Genomic DNA, 20,697 nt, shown 5'->3' on the forward strand with positions numbered 1-20,697 from the left:
AATTAAACACTATTTTTTGTAAAATATTGTATTTTTATTTGTTTTGCTGTCCAAAATACTCTATAATCATTTTGTATATGTGAAATTTTACTATAAAGGGGTGAATTAGATGGCAAATATTAAATCACAAAAGAAACGTATTTTAACTAACGAAAAATCTCGTTTGGCTAATAAAGCTTTTAGAAGTCAAGTCAAAACTGCTATCAAAAAAGCAGCGCTTGCAAAAAAAGATGGACTTGAAGAACAAACAACTTTAATCAATACTGCAGTGAGCTTAATTGATAAATCAGTAACTAAAGGAATTTGAAAAGCAAACAAAGCAGCTAGAGAAAAATCAAGATTGATGAAATAATTATTTTATGGGAGTTTTATAACTCTTTTTTTATTTCTCTAACAATATTGTCATCAATTTCATATCTAAAGCTATGCCTAGAATATGTAACACTAGTTTTGCAGTGAACTTCATTCAAAGTATTGATAGTTTCTATATTAGGGAAAGGTCTACTAGGAATATTTTCACCAGAAATAAAACAATACTTTGGTTTTAATAAGCTTATAAATTCTTTTGAACTACTTGTCTTACTTCCATGATGACCCACTTGAAATAAATCCACTCCATTTCCAATAGATTCTATAAATCTTTTTTCCGTTATAACTCTATATTCTCTTTTCTTAGTAGTGTCACCCGTAAACACCATTTTTCTATTTCCAATTTTGACGACTGAGATTTGTGAATTATCGTTCTCATCTTTATTTCCATTTTCGACAAAGTTGTCTATTTTTAAATCCTTATAACTAAAATATTGCACCTTGTCATAGTTGTAAAAAATATTTTCAATATTATATTCATCCTTGATAGTTTCCAATAAATTATAATGGTCCTCATGATTATGTGAAATAAAAACAGTATTGACAGTACGAACCCCGAGATAGTTCAAATAATCTTTTAAAAGATTTTTACCATAACCACCCTTACCTTTACCTGTATCAAATAAAAAAGCTTCACCACGATGTATCAATACAAAACTGTTTCCATTACCAACATTTAACATATCAACTGATGAATAGTTTAATTTAAATTGATTTCATTGAATCATAAAAAATATGATTAATAGTAACGTCACTTTTATTAAATTTTTTGTTATTCTACGAGCTAATTCACTTTTCACGAAAACAAACAAACACAAATAATAAGCAAATATCAAAAAAACACTGAAATGTCCACAGTGAGTAATGACATTATTAGTTTTCAAGAAAGCGACTGTCTCATTTAAAGTGGAATAAAAAAAAGTAAATATAGGATCAAGAAACTGAAGAAACCCAAAAAAAGATAAAAAATAGCAAATAGAAATATTTGGAAGCAAGAACATTTGTTGTATTTCACTTATTCAAAAAACTTTATAATCTAAGTACATTTGAATAGGAATAAACACTAAATTTAAATTTATAAAATTCAATACTATATTAGAAAACATTCTTCTATTTTGAAACTTTTTTAAAAACACAATAACTACCGATGAGTATATAAAACCAATATTATATACATATAAAGGGTCTCAAATTAGCATTATACTCCATACCAAGGAGTTTTTTATTGTCCGTTTCAGAGTGATACCCCTTATTTTGGCAAACCAATTTATGAATGAAAATATAATAAATTTTAGTAAAATGCTTGGTCACCTTAATAAATAACAATAAATCAAAAGTAAAAAAGTAAAAATTATTTTATAATTTTGAAGTTTTTTGCATTTTCTAAAAATAACTTTATTAAAAATCAAAGCTATACCGTATAAATAAAAACCACTCAGATTTAACATAAAACTTAAACCTAACTCAACAAGATTTTTATAGATAGGGTCATTTGTTCTTTGTTGATAGAAAAATAGGTTCATCAATTCAGTACCTTGATTGTTATTAAAGAAATAATAACGTAAATTATGGAAGCTATACTTTTCAATTGTATAATTCATTATTTCATAAATAACATTTTTGTCATTTAAATAAGAACCAAAGTCAAACTCTCAAAAGTTAGCATAACCATTGAGTTTTTTAAACTCCCCTACTATCTTTACATACTCCCCTACCGCTAATTTTATCTCCCCTACTCTTAAATAATATTTATCTAGTCCCTTCGATAAGAGAAAATAGTTATCTTTGACGTCATAGACTTGGTAAAAATTTATACTATTGATTACAAACAGATTGTATTTATAGAAAATTAAAAATAGACACAAAAATATAACCCACACTATTAGGAATTTATAGCTATTTTTGATATCAATCAGGTATGTTAAAAATAGAATCGAGTAAATTGATCAAATAAAATAATCAGAATTAAGTTTCTTTGTTAAACAAACTAATACAATATTAATAGCTGTCAATATGATGTAGTTAACATTAGTTAACCAAACGCCATAAAGCTTCTTTAAAAAATTGCCTATTATAATCACTCCCAACATAGATTTTTTTAAGTTTTGTTAAACACATTTCGAAACTTAATGAATAATCTGTAAATATTTTTACGGTTTTATTACTAACATTGGTTGATATTCCCCTAGTTTCAAAAAACCCTACGGTAGTTTTAAATCTTGATACTTTTATAGTTTGTATATGTTCTTTTGGCAATAAGTTTATTATTTTTTTACTTTTGTAATCTTTGTTACTTTCTACGTAAAAAATATTATACAAATGTAGGAGTTTATTTTTCTTTAATAAATCATACTCATCTTTTGCATCTTTTATATTTTCAATATAATCAGGCATAAGATTTTTATCCTTTAGTTGTATGTTATATTTAACTTTCAGAGTAATCTTGTTGTCAATTTTATTTATAGTTGCTGTACTGTTGTTACGAGTAAATAAGAAAATACAAAATGCAATTAATAACAAAATTAAAATAATAAAAAAGTAATGAATCTTTTTCAAAGTAACCTCCACAAATATATTCGTACGTTTTTTTTTTTTTTTTAAAAAAAAAAAAAAAAACCTTTAGGCGAGATAGACCTTTGATAGAATTCGATCATCGCTTATTTAAGGATTTTTTATTATCTTTATAAAATTTTAAGATTGTATTTTTTTAAGATGCACACAATCTTTTGCGGGTTTATTGTATTTGTTGATAGTATCATAATACATTCCAGTCTTTATGAATCCTGCTTTCTCCATGACTCTTTCCGATGGTACATTTTCAATATCGTGTAAAGCATATATTTTTTTATATTTAAATTTTTCAAATGCGAAGTCAGTTAAAGTTTTTACAGCCTCTGTACAATATCCGAGATTTTGAAAACTTTTATTAACAACATAACCTATTGCATAATCTTTCTCATAACTTCTTATATTTATCGCTCCTATAACCTTGTTATTATTTTTTAATTCAATTAGAAACTTTCCTTCTGGTTCATTTAAATAATATTCCTGAATATTTTTTTCTGTATCAGTAATTGATTTATGAACTTCAAATGAAAGAAAATAATTTATCTTTTCGTCACTACAATACTCAAATATATCATGTTTATATTTTTCTTCACACCGAATTAAATTAATTCTTTCACCACCAATGAACTTAATTGGTTTTCATTTAATCATTTTTATTGATATCCGAAAGCTTTTCTAAAATTATATTGTATTGAATTTCATACTGATCATATTTTTTTCTTTCGTTTTCGACCTTAGAAGCATTAGCTTTTTTTAGAAAGTTTTCATTATTTAATAAGTTTTTGCTTCGTGTAATTTCATTTTCTAATTCTATTTTCTTAGAAATCAGTTCTTGTAACTGTTTTTCTTTATCGATGAAATCACTATTTAATATTTCTAAAAAACAATCATATAAAGGTATAGAAGTAATATCATTTGAAGGAGCTTTTTCTAATGAAACATTTGAATTACATAATAAACCTAAATACTTATTCAAAATATTTACAAGACTTTTTATTTTTTCTGACTCCTGAGAGGTTGAACAATTAAGGTAAAAAGATAATGAAATAGAATTTTTTATGTTATGTATTGCTCTAAATTCACGTATTTTTGTTATTGATTCTAAAATAACTTCTTCAAATAAGTCATTCTCAAATGCAAAATTAACTTCACTTCAGCTTTCTAACATTATAGATTCTTTTAAATCAAAATTCTGATAAATTTCTTCTGTCACAAAAGGCATGAATGGATGCAACATTATAAGTATATGTTTAAGTACATATCCAAGAGTTTCTTTAGTTTTTACTGCAGCTTTATTATTTTCACCAATTTTAGCTTTTGCTAACTCTAAAAATCAGCTGCAGTAATCGTTTCAAATAAAATTATATAAAGCTTTGCCAGCAATTGTGAACTCAAACTTGTCCATAGCAGATTTAACTTCTTTTTTAGTAACAGACAAGCGATTTAATATTCATTTTTCTAGTTTGTTATCTTCAAAAGAAAAGTTTGACGTACTTAAAATAAAGTTTGTTTCATCAGGAATAACATCAATATACATCATGACAAACCTTGAAGCGTTTCAAATTTTATTTACAAAGTTTCAACTTGATCTTATTTTTTCTTCACTATAACGTAAATCCTGACCTGGGGTTGAGTTAGTTAAAAGAAAAAATCTTAATGCATCAGCACCATAATCTTCGATAACTTTCATAGGGTCCACGCCATTGCCAAGTGATTTTGACATTTTTCTGCCTTCTTCATCCCTAATAAGTCCGTGTATTAGAACGTTTTCGAACGGTTTATAACCTGTGAATTCAAGACTTTGGAAAATCATTCTAGCTACTCAAAAGAAGATAATATCATAACCTGTAACCATTGTTGAAACTGGAAAATATCTTTTCATTAAATATGAATCTTTGGTTGATGATCAATCCATTGTTGAAAAAGGTCATAGAGCAGAAGAAAATCATGTATCTAAAACATCTTCATCTTGTACTCAATTTTCAATATCAGTTGGTGGATTGGTATTAACATATAATTCACCTGTTTCTTTATGATATCAAGCTGGTATTTGATGCCCTCATCATAACTGACGACTGATAGTTCAATCATTAGCGTTTTCCATTCATTTTAAAAGAACCTCATTAAATCTTGAAGGATAAAAGTTTATCTCTTTTTCAGAATTTTGTAAATTAATAACTTCTGTTGCTAGAGATTCCATTTTAACAAATCATTGTTCTGATAGATATTGTTCAACAATAGCACCACTTCTTTCAGAATAACCTACTTGATGGACAATATCTTCTTTTTTTATGAATGTTCCTTCATTTTTTAATTTTTTAACCAAGTTTTCTCTTGCTTCAAAACGGTCTAATCCTTCTAAATCTTTAGCTAGCTCATTTAAAGTACCATCTGTATTCATACAAATTGGCATTTCCAAATTATATTTTAAGCCAAGTTCAAAATCGTTAATATCATGTGCGGGTGTACACTTCATAACCCCAGTTCCGAATGCTATATCGACATATTCGTCTGCTATAACAGGGATAACTTGCTTATTAGCTGGATTTATAACATTTTTACCGATAAAGTCTGTATAACGACTATCGTTGGGATTCACAACAACACAAACATCACCAAACATTGTTTCTGGTCTTGTAGTAGCTACTTCTAAATATTTATCACTATTAGATTCTAAAATATATTTGAAGTGGTACATCCCACCATTTGTTTCTTTGTAAATAACCTCGATGTTAGAAATAGCGGTTTTTTGTTTAGGATCTCAATTGATTATTCTTTTAGATTTGTATATCAATCCCTTTTTATACATTTCTACAAAAACAAAATTAACAATTTTATTCATTTCTGGAGAATATGTAAACTTCTCTTTTGTATAATCTAAACTTAAACCAAGTTTTTTCCATTGTTCCCTGATAGTATTGGCATACTCTTCTTTTCATTCTCAAGCTTTTTCTAAAAACTTCGCTCTACCTATTTCATATCTAGAAGTTCCTTGTTCCTTTAATTTCTGTTCAACTTTAACTTGAGTTGCAATTCCCGCATGGTCCATTCCAGGAATTCACAAGGTATCATAGCCAAATAGTTTTTTGTATCTAATTAGTGCATCTTGTAGGGCACCATCTCACGCGTGACCTAAATGAAGCTTACCAGTTACATTTGGGGGAGGAATAACAATTGAATATGGTGGTTTATTTGAATCATTTTCTGCTACAAAGAGATTTTTTTCCATTCAAAAATCATATTTATTTTCTTCCACTGCTAAGTGATTATATTTTTTTTCTAACTCTTTTTTCATACTTTCTCCTTTTTAAATAAAAAAATCGTTCCTTCTTATATATAAGGAACGAATTAAATCCGCGGTACCATCCTGATTGACTCAATAGTGAGTCCACTCTAAAATATTTAATTTAATTAACCATACAACCTTCGGTATTTTATAATATTAGTTCGCACCAACCACTAACTCTCTGGAAGAATAAAGATACCTACTCCTTATGTCTAGAAATATTATACACTTTTTTTGGGTTTTAATCATTTATATACTCAACCTACATGCTTAAAGTCTAAACTTTCGTTACTTTTCGCTCCTTTAAGTTTTTATATATCTTGGTTTATGAACTAATGATATTAATTAAAATATATCTTGAGATTCTTATAGTATTTATATAGGTTTTTTAACCCAAAGCATCTTATAATTGTTTTCATATAAGTTTATTAATTACTATAATTATATATGCATATAAATTACTTCATTACTATAATCTTAGTGAATACTTAGATATTTTTTTCTATAAGGCTTTGTTTTATTATTGTACTTATTTTAAAATAAAGCATTTTATTAACCTTGTTTTAATTGATTCAAACAAATGAGTAAATAAGAAACTATTATTTCACTTATAAATATCTGAATTTAACCAGTGTACAACACTCTTACAAAATCATCTAAGAAGTTATGATAAATTTAGATGCGATTTTTATTTGAAAAAATTATAAAAAATAACCTAGTAGAGTCAAAACTATTGAGAAGACTGGATTTAAAATGAACATTCAGTTTTTGATAAATCAATTTTTACTTAACTCTAATCCTTTGCAAGTTAAAGTAGGCGTCAATTCATAATATATCAATCCTATTTTTTGATCACCTTTAAAAAATAACTCTTGAAAAAATCTTTCCCTACTCGAGGAATTACTTAAACTACATCTAAAATTTCTAAAATGAAAATTATTAAATACATCATTTAAAGCTTTTGCATTATTCAAAAAATCACTATGTTCATCCGAATTATAATTTTCATAAATTTTCACGTTGTTCTCGTTATTGTAATAAATACTATTAGCTGCATCACATCTGATATATTTTATCTTAATATAGGTAGTTTTTATGTAACCTTCAACAAATAAATGATACGATCTTTTAAACTTATCTAAAAATCTTGCAAAATTACGATTAAAATCGAATTCTACATACTTTTGTACAAAGAGTGACATATCAAAGCTTTCTTTTTTATATCAATCATCTTTTTCTAATTTCTCAAGATTTATTTTTATATTCAAATATACTTTTGTCTCTTCATTTTTAAATTCTAGATTCTTTCTTCTTTTATCATTTTGCTTTAAATTAGATATATCAGGATAAATATATTCTTCATAACCATGTTTTACTAAAGGCACGTTTTGAGAAGTATACTTTCCAAAACTATTAAATTCAGTAAAAGATTCAAAAAAAATAGCTTTTAATAAGTTTTTTTCATAATCTTTTTTAAATTTTTTAACTTACTTGTTTGTATTCATAATTTTCAAGCCTCAATTTTAATTTTTGTTTATTTAGTATATCTTTTTTCGACTTTTACTGGCTTTCAACATATTTAGTTGAAAGATATTGAGGCAACTCCTAATATCTTTATTATATTTAACTTTTATTTAAATTTAAATCATTTAAAGAAACTTTACTTAGTTAGGGGTAAATATAATCGCTCCTTTTTTTTAATTTCTCATTTATGCAATACAATAAATTAAAATTGCATACATTTTTATTTTTTTAGCGATATTTGATTTATTTACTTTAAGTTAGTCATGACTTTTTTTAATTTTTAGCAGATCACAGCACATTTAATTAAGTTATGTTTATTCATTATTTGCGTATTTGCGCTTTAAATCACCTTATTTCCTTTTTTTAATCAAAATAAAAACTGTTTTTACATCAGTTATAAATATTTACTCGATCTATTTTTTACCCCCTTTTTTTCTCTCATCCCTTCATTTTTATCTAATATTAAATTTTTGTAGTAATTATTTTAAAAATCTTTTAAAAACTGCTCATTTAAAATTAGAGGTTCACGACTCAAATAACTAGTTCTAACATCATTTTTTGCAACATTAACAATAATATTACAATCAGGGTCTGTATCAAACATTATTGGTAACTCTTCGTTATTATTTAAACTATTTCAAATAGTACTATTTTTAAAATTATCAGCTAAATAATCAATATAACGATTCTTCATGTAGTTCTTTTCTCAACTTTGTTGAATATCTTCATCTTTGAGTTTTAAATTATATTCCACTAAGTCCTTAAACAGTGATTTAAAAGTCAAGTAAGTATCTATATCTTTATTTTCACGGTTAGGGAAAGAGAAATCTAAATTTCCTATAAAACCATAACATTCTTTCTTTTTAGAACCCGATAAGATGTTTTTATAGTCATAATCATTTATTGGAGAATTATATATATTATAACTTCCTATTTTCAAATTATTATCTACTATTTTAGTTCAATCGTTGAAAGTAATCAAACTCTCTCCTTCTGTTCAAATTTCATTATCTTTTTTAAACATTATTTGACAAGTTATTTCATTATCTTTTTTAAACATTTCTTGATAAGTTTTTGTAGCAGAATCTTTTAATTTAACAAAAACTCTAATACTCTTATCCATGGTTATAAATTCTTGTTTATAAAAATCTCTATTAAACAACATATTTAATATTCCTTTCTTTTAAAATGAAATTTTCTTTATAGAAATTGTTACAAACTTCAAAAGCGTTTTTGCTCCTTGTTTATACGAACTTATTAATTTGATATTTTCTTCCTTTAGATCAATACAACATAGTTCACAACTATAAGCATAAATTTCATCTTGTATAATCATTTTTAAACCTTTCTATTTTCCCCAGGGAAAATTGGTAAATAAAAAACTAGCAATTGCTAGTAACAAAATATTAATTTAAACAAAAAAATAGAGTCCTAGCGCTGCTAGTGCTCTATTTACCTTAATTTAAGTATAACATAAATATTATTCATTTTCATTTAATAAGCATTCTACTAAATGATTAGTAATTATAGCTTTTTTTGAATTATTTCCCCTAAATGTAGTGGTTAAAATACTATTTAAAATTAATATATCATTAATTTTAACGGTAGATTCTTTAAATGGGATATTTATATAATCTTTTTTGACTACTTTAATTTTAAAATTTTTATTCTCATATATTCTATCTATTGAATTTTCAATAATAGAAATTTTTTTTATATTTTTATCATCTTCTAAAATAAGAAAATACATTTCTGGGTCATTTACAATTTTCAAATAATCCTCGAATCATTTTTTATATAAACTTATTGAAACAATTGGAATTAATGATTCATCCAAAATATCTTCAAAATCTTTCAATTGTTTAATATTTGTTTCACCTTTTTTATTTGAATCAATCATTAAAATTTGTTCTTCTGAAAAATTTTCAATAAAATATGGTGAGTGTGAAATTATACTAATAAATACTTTATATTTATTAGTATTTTTAATATTTTTTCTAATAAAATTTGCCAATTTTTGTTGCAATTTGTAATGTAAATGTTTATCTGGTTCATCAAGTAATAATAATGTATAGTATTCTGTTTTTATTGAAGAACTAAATAAAACAATAAACCAAATTATAGATTTATATCCAGAACTTTGTTTATTTGGGTCAGGATGATTAAATAATAGCTCATTGGTAGTTTCAATTTCTTCAATAAGTATTAAGAATTCATTATCATTAATATCACATATTGCTTTTTTTGTCATTTCTAACTCTTTAAAAATATTCTCAAATTTTGTATTAAATAAGCTTATTATATTTTTTTTCATACTTTGTTTAACCAAATTATCATTAGAATCTTCAATATTTAAATTATAATATTTTTTTAAAAGATCAGTTATTTTTTGATCATTAGATTCAATAGAATTTAAAATTATTTCTAATGTTCTACTCGAATCATCTTTATTATTGAAATATTTATCTAATGAAAATCTTTGCAAAATCTGATTTTCTACTTCTAAATTTGAAATGTATTCACACTTCCATTCATAAGATATTATATTATTGCCTTCTGTTTTTAATTTATAATATAAGTTAATTAAAATTTTATATAAATAAAGCATTTCATCTTTAATTCCTTTAGTTATACCTGTTATTTTATTATTCAAAATTTTTTGCTCTCAATCATTTATATTTAAATCAGGAACAAAAGTAGATGAGCCTTTATTTTCTAATTCTAAAAATATATTATTTGGTCAAAAATTGGCAAATTTTTTATAACAAGAATTATAAAATTTTGATAGATCAGTTTCATAATTTTCATAGTAATTATAAAATAGATCAATATATCCCTTTGAAAATTCTTTTGTACACTCAAAGTTAATTTCATTAACTTTGAAATCCAAATCAAATTTTTCAACTAATTCTTTGAAATAAAAAATATCATCAAAACCCGATAAAGAGAAACACTTTATAGCTATTTTTGCTCTTACTTTAGGTGGATGAGTATTTTTATATTTATCATAGTTATTAAAATATTTCATTAAGCCTTGATCTGTTAAAAAAGTATGAATATTTGATGTATCTTTTAGCTTATTAAAAAATCATGCAATAGAATCAAATAAATTGCTTTTACCAGAATTATTCATACCAAAAATATGAGTAATTTGATCGCTATTAATTTCAATCATATTTTTTTCTGTAATTGTTCTAAAATTTTCTATTCAAAATTTAATTTTCATTTTAATTATCCTTTCGCTTACATAAATAATAACAAAAAAACACCATAAAAGGTGTTGAATTTGTTTTATTAAAGACTTTAATTCTTTTTGAAGTCTTTTTATTTCTTCTTTTTCTTCACTTGATAATTAATCTTCTGATTTAGATTGTAATATGTACAAATCATTTCTTATATTTCGTTCTTTAGTCTTTAAATCCAATAATTTATCAATATCTTGATTACTTGTGTCTTCTAAAATTGAAAATATATCTTCTCTAGTAGTATTTTTTTCCTTTTTAAAAGCTTCATTTAAATTTACATCATCAGTTAATATTTCTTCATTAATAACCTTAGATTTTATATCTAAATTGAACAAATTTATAAAGTAGTCTTTCTCAAAATTAATGGACCTATTTAACTTTATATCTTTATCTTTAACTTTTATATTAAAAAATTCTTTAATTTTGTAAAAATATTCATATGTTACTATGTTTGGGTTTGCTTCTTGTTAAATTACAATAGCATATTTGTTATTTTGAGTTTTATCGGGAGGAAATATTAATCTAATATCTGTTGGTTCAATCAAGGGGTTTTTTTGCAGATGATAAGAAAATGTTTTATACCGTTTTTGTAAATATTTCGACTACTATTTTTTACCTCTACATTAGTATCACCACACATTTTTGAGATTTGCTCGTGAGTTTTTGTTGATGCTGACTTCAAATAAACAGTAAGTAAACAGTTAGCCATTATTGTACTTGCAGTATCAGTTCCATATTTTGAACTTAATTGTTCAAAAGACTGCAATACTAAATTAAAAAACATTCTTCTTCCTCTAGATACTGTTAATATGGTTGCAAAATTTGTAATTGCTGGGAAATTACCGAACTTATCTTGATAAAAAATCACATCTCTTTCTAATTGCTCTTTACCATATTTAATTAAATTTGGTCGTGAGAAATTTTAAGGGGCATAAAGATTTTTTAAAATTAGAAACTGGTTCTAATTTTAAAAATAAGCTAAATCAATCAAACTACTTTTTAATTAATTTTATTTAAATTTTTAATATCACATTAATTTTAAAAAAATACTAAAAAAATAAGTTTAATTTCTTTTTCTTATATGAATAAGAAGCGATTATGTACTCATTTATAATAAATGGATGAAATTATGAAAAGGAACTTTTTAAACACCATGAAACAAGAACAACTAAGATTAATTAAAGAACTATCTCTAAATAAAGACTCAATTAAAAATACTGCATTTCAACTTGGATATAGCATTAAACATACAAGAAGAAAATTAAATGAGTATAAAAAAATTGGGCCAAAAGCTTTTATTCACAAAACCTCTTTTAAGACACCAATTAATAAAATTCAACAAAGTACAAAAGATGAAATTGTTGAACTATTTAAAAGTACATATTATGACTTCAGCATTAAACATTATTGAGAATTAGTTTGAAAAAAACAAAATTAGTTAATCTTCAATTAGAAAAATATTGCTTCAAGAAAAAATTTTAATCGAAACTTTACATAGAAAAACAAAAAAATGATATTCGTAGAAATTTAAAAGCCGCAAAGCACAAAAATTTTTTAGAAGAGTATATTTCAAAATGAATTATAACAAGTAAACCCCATCCAAGTCAAAGAAAAATAACAAAATTTGGAGAGATTTATGAAACTGATGCTTCAAATCATCAATGAATCAAAGATATAAAATGTCATTTACATTTTGTAATTGATAAAGCAGGCAAAAGAATTTTAGTTGGTTATTTTAGTGAACAAGAGACTACTGAAAGTTACTACAAAATCTATAAATTAGCATTTAAAACTTATGGTTTGCCAGAGTTAAATGTTAGTGATAATAGAAATGTTTTTAGTAGTAAAAATAATAGAGATCTAGAGGGAAATAGTGTTTCTAAGACTCAATTACAATTTATTTTTCATTCATTAGGAGTTAGAACAAAAACTACTTCTATTCCTCAAGAAAAAGCTCTTGTTGAAAGAACTTTTGGTACATTACAAAATAGATGACCTCACTGATTAGAACTATGGGATTGAATAGCATTGAAAAATTAAACGAACATTTACCAATGTTAATTGAACAATATTACGCAATGTTTTGTATTCCAATAGAAAGTTTAGCAAACATTAAAAGACCATTTGATAAAGATGAAAATATTGTATTTCATATAGAACAGAGCGAGTTATAGATAGTGGTCACAGTATTAGTTTTCAAAACAAAAATGATTTGCTTGCGTTGGTTTTACACCAGTTTATCTAAAACCTAAATAAAGATAATGATTATGCAAACTAGTGAAGATAAATTGTTTGCATCTTATGGGAATGAAATTTATAACCTGTTTGAAGTTGAAGATAACAGATTATATGAAAATAAAGATACTTTGTTTGAAGAAGAATGTGAAAATATAAAGATTTCTAAAATTGATACTCCGTGAAGGTATTCAAACTGATATCTATTCAATAAAAAAAATACAAGATCTATTTACTAGTTCTTGTATTTTGGGACATAATTGCTTATTATTGACAGGTTATTTTTAACACATATTACTATAAAAATAAACTAATTGCTTTTTAAAATCCTTAATATCATATTGATTTTAATTTAAAGTCGTTATTTAATAGTTGTTTTTGACTTCAAAAATAAAATATTAAAGTTGTAAAATACCCAATTATAGGAATAAATGAACTGATTCCACTAGCTACTTTTTTAGATTTATGTTCATCTTTTAACACAACTTCTAAGATCAATCTTCTAATTGATCAATAAAATCATACTTGTTTTATATATAAAAGTAATAGACATATTCCAGCAGATGTTGTAAAAGGAATATATAAGTAATCTAAATTTTTTAAATTATTTAATAAATATATTGTAAGAAATATAAAATATGAAATTATTACAATCAATTGAATTATTCCTCAAAATAAATAAAATATTATTGGGTTTTTATTCAAAATTTTTTCTTTATAATCTTTTTTATAATAATTGTATGTACATCAACTGCATACAAAAAAAATTGTTTGAAATACATAATCAATAAACATGTGCATTATCCTTTCTTTTTTTTACTTAGTTAAATAAAATTATTAATAAATTAATTTATTAATTGGGCTTATACAATGAAACGTATAAGAAAACCTGCTACATATTCTCCATATGTTACACGATATACTTCTTCATAATCATTATCTGGTAAATTATCTTTATCTACAGTAAAGCTTACAATTAAATTATTTTTCGTAGGTTGTTTTTCTAATTTCAATTTGTAAGCTGTATTAGGATCATTTTGATCCTCAGTAGCTGTTAATGTTATTCCGTCTAAATATTCAGGTACTTCTATTGTACTAGTTTCACTTAATTTATTTTTATTCAATTCTATGTTAGAAACTTTTATGTTAGGTGCATCTGGATCAAAAAGCTTGGCATTGCATGCATTTACAATAACCCCTGAATTTATTAAAAAAAAAACATTGATGTAAGCGAGCATGATATTTTTTTCATTTTTATATCCTTTCTTTTAATAAAACTGATATAGAAGCTAATAATTTTTTAAATATAATTCACATTTTTTCTTTATATAATCATATATTAAAAGCAAAAAATGTCAATAAAGTAGGGCTGTGGGAAAAAATAAGGGGGTATTGGACTTTTTGATTCGGTTTATTCAAATCAAAAAAGTTTCAATTATTCTCAAGTAAAAAATTAAAATTGCTTATAGTTTGGAAAATTAAGTTCTACAGTTATAAAATAACAGTGCTGGCGTTAGCTGACTTTTTTCAATTTGATACTTTTTGTATTTTTTGTTATTATTCTAATTATGTTTGATAAAAAATATAGATTTTTTTGAGTTTAACATACCATATTTTAGTATACAAAAAAAATAACTTATATAATGAATATTTATGGAACTAAATGATAGAACTTTTAGGAATATATTAAAAGATGAGTTTTCTTTTAAAAGTATTCACATCACCTATCATATTTTTATAATTTATATTATCTATTCTTGTAGATTTCCCTAATCTCCTACCCCTTGAATTTGTTGCTTTTCTATTTTAATTTATTGGGTATATACAAACTTCCATTAATTTTAACTTTTTGATTGTGAAACTTAAATTTTCATATTACATTTTATCAAATGAGTGAATTTTTTCTGTTTTTGAACATCTTCAATTATCATTGCTATTGTTGATTAATTGTCGATCATTTAGCTAATAGAATTGAATAGTTATCATGAATTCAATATATCTATCTACACAATATTTATCATCTAAGCTTGAGTCATTAATTTTCGTTCGTGTAATATATTAAATCAACCACACTTCTATTCAATTCTATCTTTTATAATAAAAAAAATATTACCTTTAGGTTGACCAAAATTTTATTAATTGCAAAGTTCTTTACAGTTTCTAAAATTCTAACTTTATTTATTATGTTTTTTTGTTTCTTAAGTAAGGAAAAATGAAAAAAATAGATACATTTTAACATTTTGATACTTTAAATAAGTTAATATATTAAGTCTATTTTGTAGGTCAACACGCTTTCAATGGATTCTTCACTTGAATGAAAATGAGTGACTAATTCTTTGTAGATGTCTGAATCCATGTTTTAAATAAAACATTGTAAGTAAGATTCACTAGACCCACTTCATTATTAATAGTCTCCATTTTTTCTCCTAAATAAATAATAAAAAAGTTACCTTAGGTAACTTTACACATTATAACTATATATTCTTTAGACATAGTTGGAATAACACCAACCTTGTTATTTGAGTTTGAAGCTAAACTAGGCATTCTCTTATTCAAAATATCTCTTATTATTGTTTTTTTATGTTTAAAACCATTTTTCTCAAACATTCTTACCGTTATATCATCCAATGGTATTTCTATATTTCTCACTCTTCTGTTCCCAACAACATATACGACTACTCCACCTTTTTTAACTTTTTTAGAAACCGTTTTTATAGAATTATAATAATCTACAAAAAAATAAATTACTTCTAAATATCTTTTAGATTTGAAATGTTTTTCCTTTTCTTTTATCTCGTTTATTGTTTCGTCGAGTTCTTTAATATCGAAAACATAATTTTTATCCTCTGTATTTTTTGTGCCACCCATAAGCAAGTTATCTAACTTATTAGCATTTTCAATATTTAACCATTCATTTGATAATCTCGAGAATTGACCATAAGCTACAGTGGTTCTACTATCTCCGTAAGGTGGAGATGTAACAACAAGTTCGATTGAATTGTCAGGAATATCTTGTTCACTAATGTTTAAAACCGATTTATTAAACAACTTTATCATACTTCTTTTTTTGAAGTTTGAATATTCTTCTATCATAAATAAATTGTTTTTTAATATATTGAAAAAGCAATCAAAAACGTTAGGGTTATGAAGATTTCTTTTTTCTTTTTGAATTCTATAAAGCTTGAATTCTCCATTTCTTGTCATAGAACAAGCCCTTATAGTTTCTGAAAAACAAACCTTGAAAAAGTTTTTATTTTCCAAACTAACTTCTTTATCTATATAACTTTTTATTTTTGAAAGATCCTCTATAGTGTTTTTCTTAAATCACGTATCAATTATATTAAATGTAAACATCTTGAAATCAATTTGTAAAAAATCAAAATCAATACATTTTTGTATCTCTGACTTAAGTAAGTCTATATTATATGTGTCTGTTTTAACTTTTGCAATTAATACAGCCAAAGGATTTAAATCTACTCCATATATTTTATCTACACATTGCATTTGTGCTTCTACAATTGAAGTTCCAGAGCCCATATAAGGATCCAAAAAACTTTTAATATCTTCATTTTCCTTTAGTATGGCTCTTATAATTCTCGGCATAAGCATAGCTGGATAAGGATGTATCCCGTGAACTAATTCTTTCATACTAAAATCTTTAAAATTTCAATTTTTATCATATATTTTCATATTTTAATTTTATATTTATTTTAGAAGATTCTATTTAAAATTTTGCTTTTTTAACATTATTCATACTAAATTGTTCTACCTTAACACATTTACGAAATTTAATAAAAAATTAACGTGTGAAGTATAACCAATTCCAAAAAAAAATCATCAAACTTAAAACTGATCTTTGTTTTGACATAAATAAACTTTTTTTTGTTTAATTTTATTCAATATCCTTTTACTTTTGCATAATTATCTCGCTTCACTAATTGGTTGATTTCCTAACGAGATTGTTTCTTTCGTATTATTAGGTTTTTGACAAAATAGTAATATTTTTTTCAGCCTATTTATTCGGAAATATAAGGGTTTACTAAATTACATTATCAATTTCAAGATCAGACTTTCAAATGCCTTAATTATATGAATAAAAACATTTTAAGAATTTTCCTATAAAACTTTTATTCTTTGATAAAGAAAAAACATTGTTCATGATTAATAAGATTTTAATTGTTAATAAACATAAATAAAAATATTTTGTTTAAACGTATATGTGATCTTGTAACTCAAGATTAATTAATTTTGTATTTTATATAAATCTTATTTACAAATATTCATTTCACATCGATTTTTTATTTGAGCTTAAAAATCAATGTTTTAATTCTAGATGTCAATATAATCCTAAAACTCATATATTAATTGCCATCTTTATTGCACTCAAAGTAATTTTCTTTTGTTACAAGCTATATTTATTCCTGAAATTCATATATTAATTACTTTTCTTAAATATTCATTCATAGTCGTATGATACTTTATTATTAAACGCTTATCTCATATTGATTCATTTAAATTTTTTTTACTACATTTCTCACTTCTAGTAAATTTAATTTTTTATTTAAATCACAAATTAATAACTCTTGTTATTTTATGTTGATTTTCCCTTTCCATTATGTTGATTAATTTTTTGTATTTAAACGTTGATTATATAATGATTAATCACAACTTCATATTTGGTATCAAATAATAATATGACGTATTTCTCAAGGTACAAATTTTCATAAAAAAAAAAAAAAATCTCCTTGTAGGATTTATGTTTTTAAACACAATAATTACTTAGAGAATTTTCTTATTTTGATAATTTTAGTTATCGATCATTTCGAGTATTAAATTTTATAATTTTATTTTGAAAATGCTTAATGTATTATTTTTTCCATCCTGTGTAACAGGTCTTAATCCAATTTTAAGCATATTTTCATTAAATGGCAGATTTGGTATATATGCTGCCTTGATTTTTGACTCACCAACACGATATCATTTATTGTCTAGATTATAATAGACTTCGAAATAATCATAATTATTATTGTCTGTCTCTCATTCTAATCGAACATTTGTATTTCCATTTCCTCTTGTTATGATAGCTTCTGAACTTAACTTTTGAACTTTAGCACCTTTATAAGGATTAGTAGTTTTGCTGATATTAAACTCACCAACATTAAACTTAAATTGTGTATTATCATTTACATTAATTTTAAGTCCAATTTTAGCTAGAGTTTTTTCTTTTGATGTTGCAATATTTTTAATTGTAATTCTTGATCAACCATCTTCTAGATTTTCAATAACTGGTTTATGAGATTCGATTATCTCTCTTTTCCCATCATTAGTAAAAGTAGTAAGTACATTTATATTTTTAATTACATCATTCAACACTTGGTTATCATGACTTGCTTTCACTATAAAACTGATGTCATAAGAATCTTTTGAAAGGTTGCTACCCATTATATTCCAATCATAAGTAGAATTTGCTTTTCAAGACCCTTCAGTAATTGAACCATCTAGTTTTAATTGTCCTCCAAAAGCGAGTGAGTTACCTTTTTGATAAACATCATAGTAATCATAAAAACCATTCAAACCACCGTTAATAGGTAGTGAAGATAAATTATTTTGCTTATTTTGTTTCATATCAAAATTGTATGTAGGGTTTAAGTCTGTGAATCTTCTATTTGTTCATGGATAATTGCTAGTTTTTGTTATTAACTTACCTTTTTTGTTTCTATTTAAGAAAGTTATACCATTACCAAGTGAAAAGTTTGATTTTATACCACCTTTATCTGCTAAGTTTTCATCATTGATTGTTGTAAATTCTTGAATAATGTTACCAATCCCGAAACTATTAGAAATTAATCCGTTATTTTCTTTATAATCATAAACTTTATAAATTGGATTATTATCATCAACTTTTTCATTCCCTGTGTCAATTCTTGGATCGGCTTTAATCATATTGGAAACATTATTACGGTAACTAGCATCTAAACCTTTGTCTTTTGACGATAATGAAGAGTTTACACCTGAGAACATATAATTTTCATATAAATTAGCTACTTGTTGAGCATATAAGAACGAGTTTAATCTTTGTTGATAATTTGTCAAATCAACATTTTTGTTTGCTATTTGGAATGCTTGACTACCAAATTCCCCTGAACCAGCACCCGAAAAAGAAGAAAAAGATTGATAGATATTTTTGTTGTATTCATTTTCATTTGGATTCGTACTTGCTTTACCATAAACTAAATTTCTAAAATCATAGTTACCAATAAATCCATAGTTTGCTGATAATTCAATTAGATTATGAACTTTATTAGGATTTATTTTGTTATCAGTTAAGTAACGATTATTTGTATCTGGAGTAACTCTAAAATCTAATTGAGCAATGTCTGCGTATTCTGCAGTTTTGACATAGTCACCATAAGTAGGTGTTCCATTAACTTGGTCATAAGTTGCGCTATCTTTATAATAGGCTAATTTTAAGTTTTTCTTTTTTTCATCGTTACTATTTTTAGTTTTATCTCTATATTGCTTAACAACATCAAAAGCATAATTTGATGGAGTTACTGTACCATTTGGTCAACCACCATTTGCTTCATCATTAAAGAACCAACCATCAAATCCATAAGTTATAGCCATATCAATTAAAACATCAACAATTTTATATGTACCATCAGAGTTTTTTTCTAAAAAGTCCGCAACGTCATTTCTTGAAAGACCACCATATCCAGATAAGAAAATTAGTCCAAATACAGGTGTTCCATTGATATGTCCAGCGTCTATCACATCTGCAGCAGGTGGCGAGATGTTACCGTGTTGACCTCAATCAAATAAATAGTCTCTATATTGATAATTTGAAATAGTTTTTTCAAATGTGTTTCTTGTTCCAACGTTAGTTGCTTGATATGAACCATTTACTCTCGAATGATCTCTAATGTCTCCGAATGAGATTCTTTCGTCTTGTGTCTCTACTGACTTTAAAGCAGTTTTGGTACGTTTTTGTAATTTTTCAGATGAAACACCGTATTTTAAATCAATGTCTTTATTATTGTTTCATTCCAAGATAGTATTAGCTCTAAGCCCTTTTCTTGCTTTTGAAGTAATTCCAAACTCCGCTCAAGTATTACCTGATGAATATATTTTATTTATAGGTACTCCTGTAACCGCTTGTTTTGTTAATGAAGACGATTCTTTGAAATTTGTGTCAAGCACATCGTAATCAAAATAACTTCCTTTGAAATTAGGTTCTACAATTTCATTTGATTCCTCAAAATTGAAGTCTGATTCATTCTTAAGTAAATAATCATCACTAACTGTAGGTACATTAATGTCGTTTCCCCTTGAATCTTTTTCTCAATCAAAATCCTTCAAAGAAGAAAGAAACTTGTTTGATGATAGTTCACCAATATTGCACGATACTACAAATAGAGTGGTTGGTAGTACGATAGATAAGGATAACATAAAGTTTATTAATTTTTTCAT

19 protein-coding genes and 1 other annotated feature are annotated in these 20,697 nt (G+C 24.8%); of the genes, 5 read left to right on the forward strand and 14 right to left on the reverse strand.

What is annotated here, in order from left to right:
- Positions 1 to 109: 109 nt before the first annotated feature.
- Complete coding sequence (rpsT, locus tag AAHM92_RS02955) at positions 110 to 352, forward strand: 30S ribosomal protein S20 (protein ID WP_023789539.1); 243 nt, start codon at positions 110 to 112, stop codon at positions 350 to 352.
- A 16-nt stretch (positions 353 to 368) separates the two neighbouring features.
- On the opposite strand, the gene AAHM92_RS02960 is transcribed toward rpsT, so the two are convergent.
- The 10 genes from AAHM92_RS02960 to AAHM92_RS03005 all read right to left on the reverse strand — a co-directional run bounded on the left by AAHM92_RS02960 (position 369) and on the right by AAHM92_RS03005 (position 11,896).
- Positions 369 to 2,234: a ComEC/Rec2 family competence protein gene (locus AAHM92_RS02960; protein ID WP_500221846.1), complete on the reverse strand. Its 1,866-nt coding sequence runs from the start codon at positions 2,232 to 2,234 to the stop codon at positions 369 to 371.
- A gap of 163 nt (positions 2,235 to 2,397) precedes the next feature.
- A complete protein-coding gene (locus tag AAHM92_RS02965; RefSeq protein WP_500221848.1) occupies positions 2,398 to 2,925 on the reverse strand; it encodes a hypothetical protein in 528 nt (175 codons plus the stop codon).
- A gap of 135 nt (positions 2,926 to 3,060) precedes the next feature.
- Complete coding sequence (locus AAHM92_RS02970) at positions 3,061 to 3,588, reverse strand: GNAT family N-acetyltransferase (protein WP_500221849.1); 528 nt, start codon at positions 3,586 to 3,588, stop codon at positions 3,061 to 3,063.
- Positions 3,581 to 6,232, reverse strand: a complete 2,652-nt coding sequence (locus tag AAHM92_RS02975; protein WP_500221851.1) for a valine--tRNA ligase — start codon at positions 6,230 to 6,232, stop codon at positions 3,581 to 3,583. Before AAHM92_RS02975 ends, AAHM92_RS02970 begins: the two co-directional genes overlap by 8 nt.
- A 41-nt stretch (positions 6,233 to 6,273) precedes the next feature.
- Positions 6,274 to 6,448: a binding site (T-box leader), on the reverse strand.
- Between the two features lie 476 nt (positions 6,449 to 6,924).
- Positions 6,925 to 7,608: a hypothetical protein gene (locus tag AAHM92_RS02980; RefSeq protein WP_500221853.1), complete on the reverse strand. Its 684-nt coding sequence runs from the start codon at positions 7,606 to 7,608 to the stop codon at positions 6,925 to 6,927.
- Positions 7,609 to 8,231: 623 nt separating this feature from the next.
- Positions 8,232 to 8,912, reverse strand: coding sequence for a hypothetical protein (locus AAHM92_RS02985; RefSeq protein WP_500221855.1), 681 nt, complete (start codon positions 8,910 to 8,912; stop codon positions 8,232 to 8,234).
- A gap of 18 nt (positions 8,913 to 8,930) precedes the next feature.
- A complete protein-coding gene (locus tag AAHM92_RS02990; RefSeq protein WP_500221857.1) occupies positions 8,931 to 9,083 on the reverse strand; it encodes a hypothetical protein in 153 nt (50 codons plus the stop codon).
- Positions 9,084 to 9,227: 144 nt separating this feature from the next.
- Positions 9,228 to 10,973 carry an AAA family ATPase gene (locus AAHM92_RS02995; RefSeq protein WP_500221859.1) on the reverse strand — a complete coding sequence of 582 codons (1,746 nt, stop codon included), beginning with the start codon at positions 10,971 to 10,973 and terminating at the stop codon, positions 9,228 to 9,230.
- Positions 10,974 to 11,099: 126 nt separating this feature from the next.
- Positions 11,100 to 11,327 (reverse strand): hypothetical protein, encoded by a 228-nt coding sequence (locus tag AAHM92_RS03000; RefSeq protein WP_500221860.1) that lies wholly within the window; start codon positions 11,325 to 11,327, stop codon positions 11,100 to 11,102.
- A 182-nt stretch (positions 11,328 to 11,509) separates the two neighbouring features.
- Positions 11,510 to 11,896, reverse strand: a complete 387-nt coding sequence (locus AAHM92_RS03005) for a TraM recognition domain-containing protein (protein ID WP_500223118.1) — start codon at positions 11,894 to 11,896, stop codon at positions 11,510 to 11,512.
- Between the two features lie 225 nt (positions 11,897 to 12,121).
- Here AAHM92_RS03005 and AAHM92_RS03010 point away from each other — a divergent pair, with 225 nt between their 5' ends.
- From AAHM92_RS03010 to AAHM92_RS03025, 4 genes are all read left to right on the forward strand, one after another.
- Positions 12,122 to 12,430: a hypothetical protein gene (locus AAHM92_RS03010; protein WP_500221861.1), complete on the forward strand. Its 309-nt coding sequence runs from the start codon at positions 12,122 to 12,124 to the stop codon at positions 12,428 to 12,430.
- Positions 12,431 to 12,792: 362 nt separating this feature from the next.
- Complete coding sequence (locus AAHM92_RS03015; RefSeq protein WP_500221863.1) at positions 12,793 to 13,032, forward strand: hypothetical protein; 240 nt, start codon at positions 12,793 to 12,795, stop codon at positions 13,030 to 13,032.
- On the forward strand, positions 13,011 to 13,166 hold the full coding sequence (locus tag AAHM92_RS03020; protein ID WP_500221864.1) for a hypothetical protein: 156 nt from the start codon (positions 13,011 to 13,013) through the stop codon (positions 13,164 to 13,166). The genes AAHM92_RS03015 and AAHM92_RS03020 overlap by 22 nt, the downstream gene beginning before the upstream one ends.
- Before the next feature lie 87 nt (positions 13,167 to 13,253).
- Entirely contained in the window at positions 13,254 to 13,466 is a 213-nt protein-coding gene (locus AAHM92_RS03025; protein WP_023789573.1) for a hypothetical protein, read from the forward strand.
- 91 nt (positions 13,467 to 13,557) lie between these two features.
- Here AAHM92_RS03025 and AAHM92_RS03030 read toward each other — a convergent pair whose 3' ends face one another.
- The 4 genes from AAHM92_RS03030 to AAHM92_RS03045 all read right to left on the reverse strand — a co-directional run bounded on the left by AAHM92_RS03030 (position 13,558) and on the right by AAHM92_RS03045 (position 20,697).
- Positions 13,558 to 14,028: a hypothetical protein gene (locus AAHM92_RS03030; protein ID WP_500221866.1), complete on the reverse strand. Its 471-nt coding sequence runs from the start codon at positions 14,026 to 14,028 to the stop codon at positions 13,558 to 13,560.
- Positions 14,029 to 14,090: 62 nt separating this feature from the next.
- Positions 14,091 to 14,465, reverse strand: a complete 375-nt coding sequence (locus AAHM92_RS03035; protein ID WP_500221867.1) for a hypothetical protein — start codon at positions 14,463 to 14,465, stop codon at positions 14,091 to 14,093.
- Between the two features lie 1,213 nt (positions 14,466 to 15,678).
- Complete coding sequence (locus tag AAHM92_RS03040) at positions 15,679 to 16,917, reverse strand: TRM11 family methyltransferase (protein WP_500221869.1); 1,239 nt, start codon at positions 16,915 to 16,917, stop codon at positions 15,679 to 15,681.
- Positions 16,918 to 18,063: 1,146 nt separating this feature from the next.
- Positions 18,064 to 20,697: an endo-beta-N-acetylglucosaminidase gene (locus AAHM92_RS03045; RefSeq protein WP_500221870.1), complete on the reverse strand. Its 2,634-nt coding sequence runs from the start codon at positions 20,695 to 20,697 to the stop codon at positions 18,064 to 18,066.

The organism is Spiroplasma endosymbiont of Melanargia galathea (genome assembly GCF_964031075.1).
In the GTDB taxonomy this organism is placed as follows: Bacteria; Bacillota_I; Bacilli_A; order Mycoplasmatales; family Mycoplasmataceae; genus Spiroplasma_A; species Spiroplasma_A apis.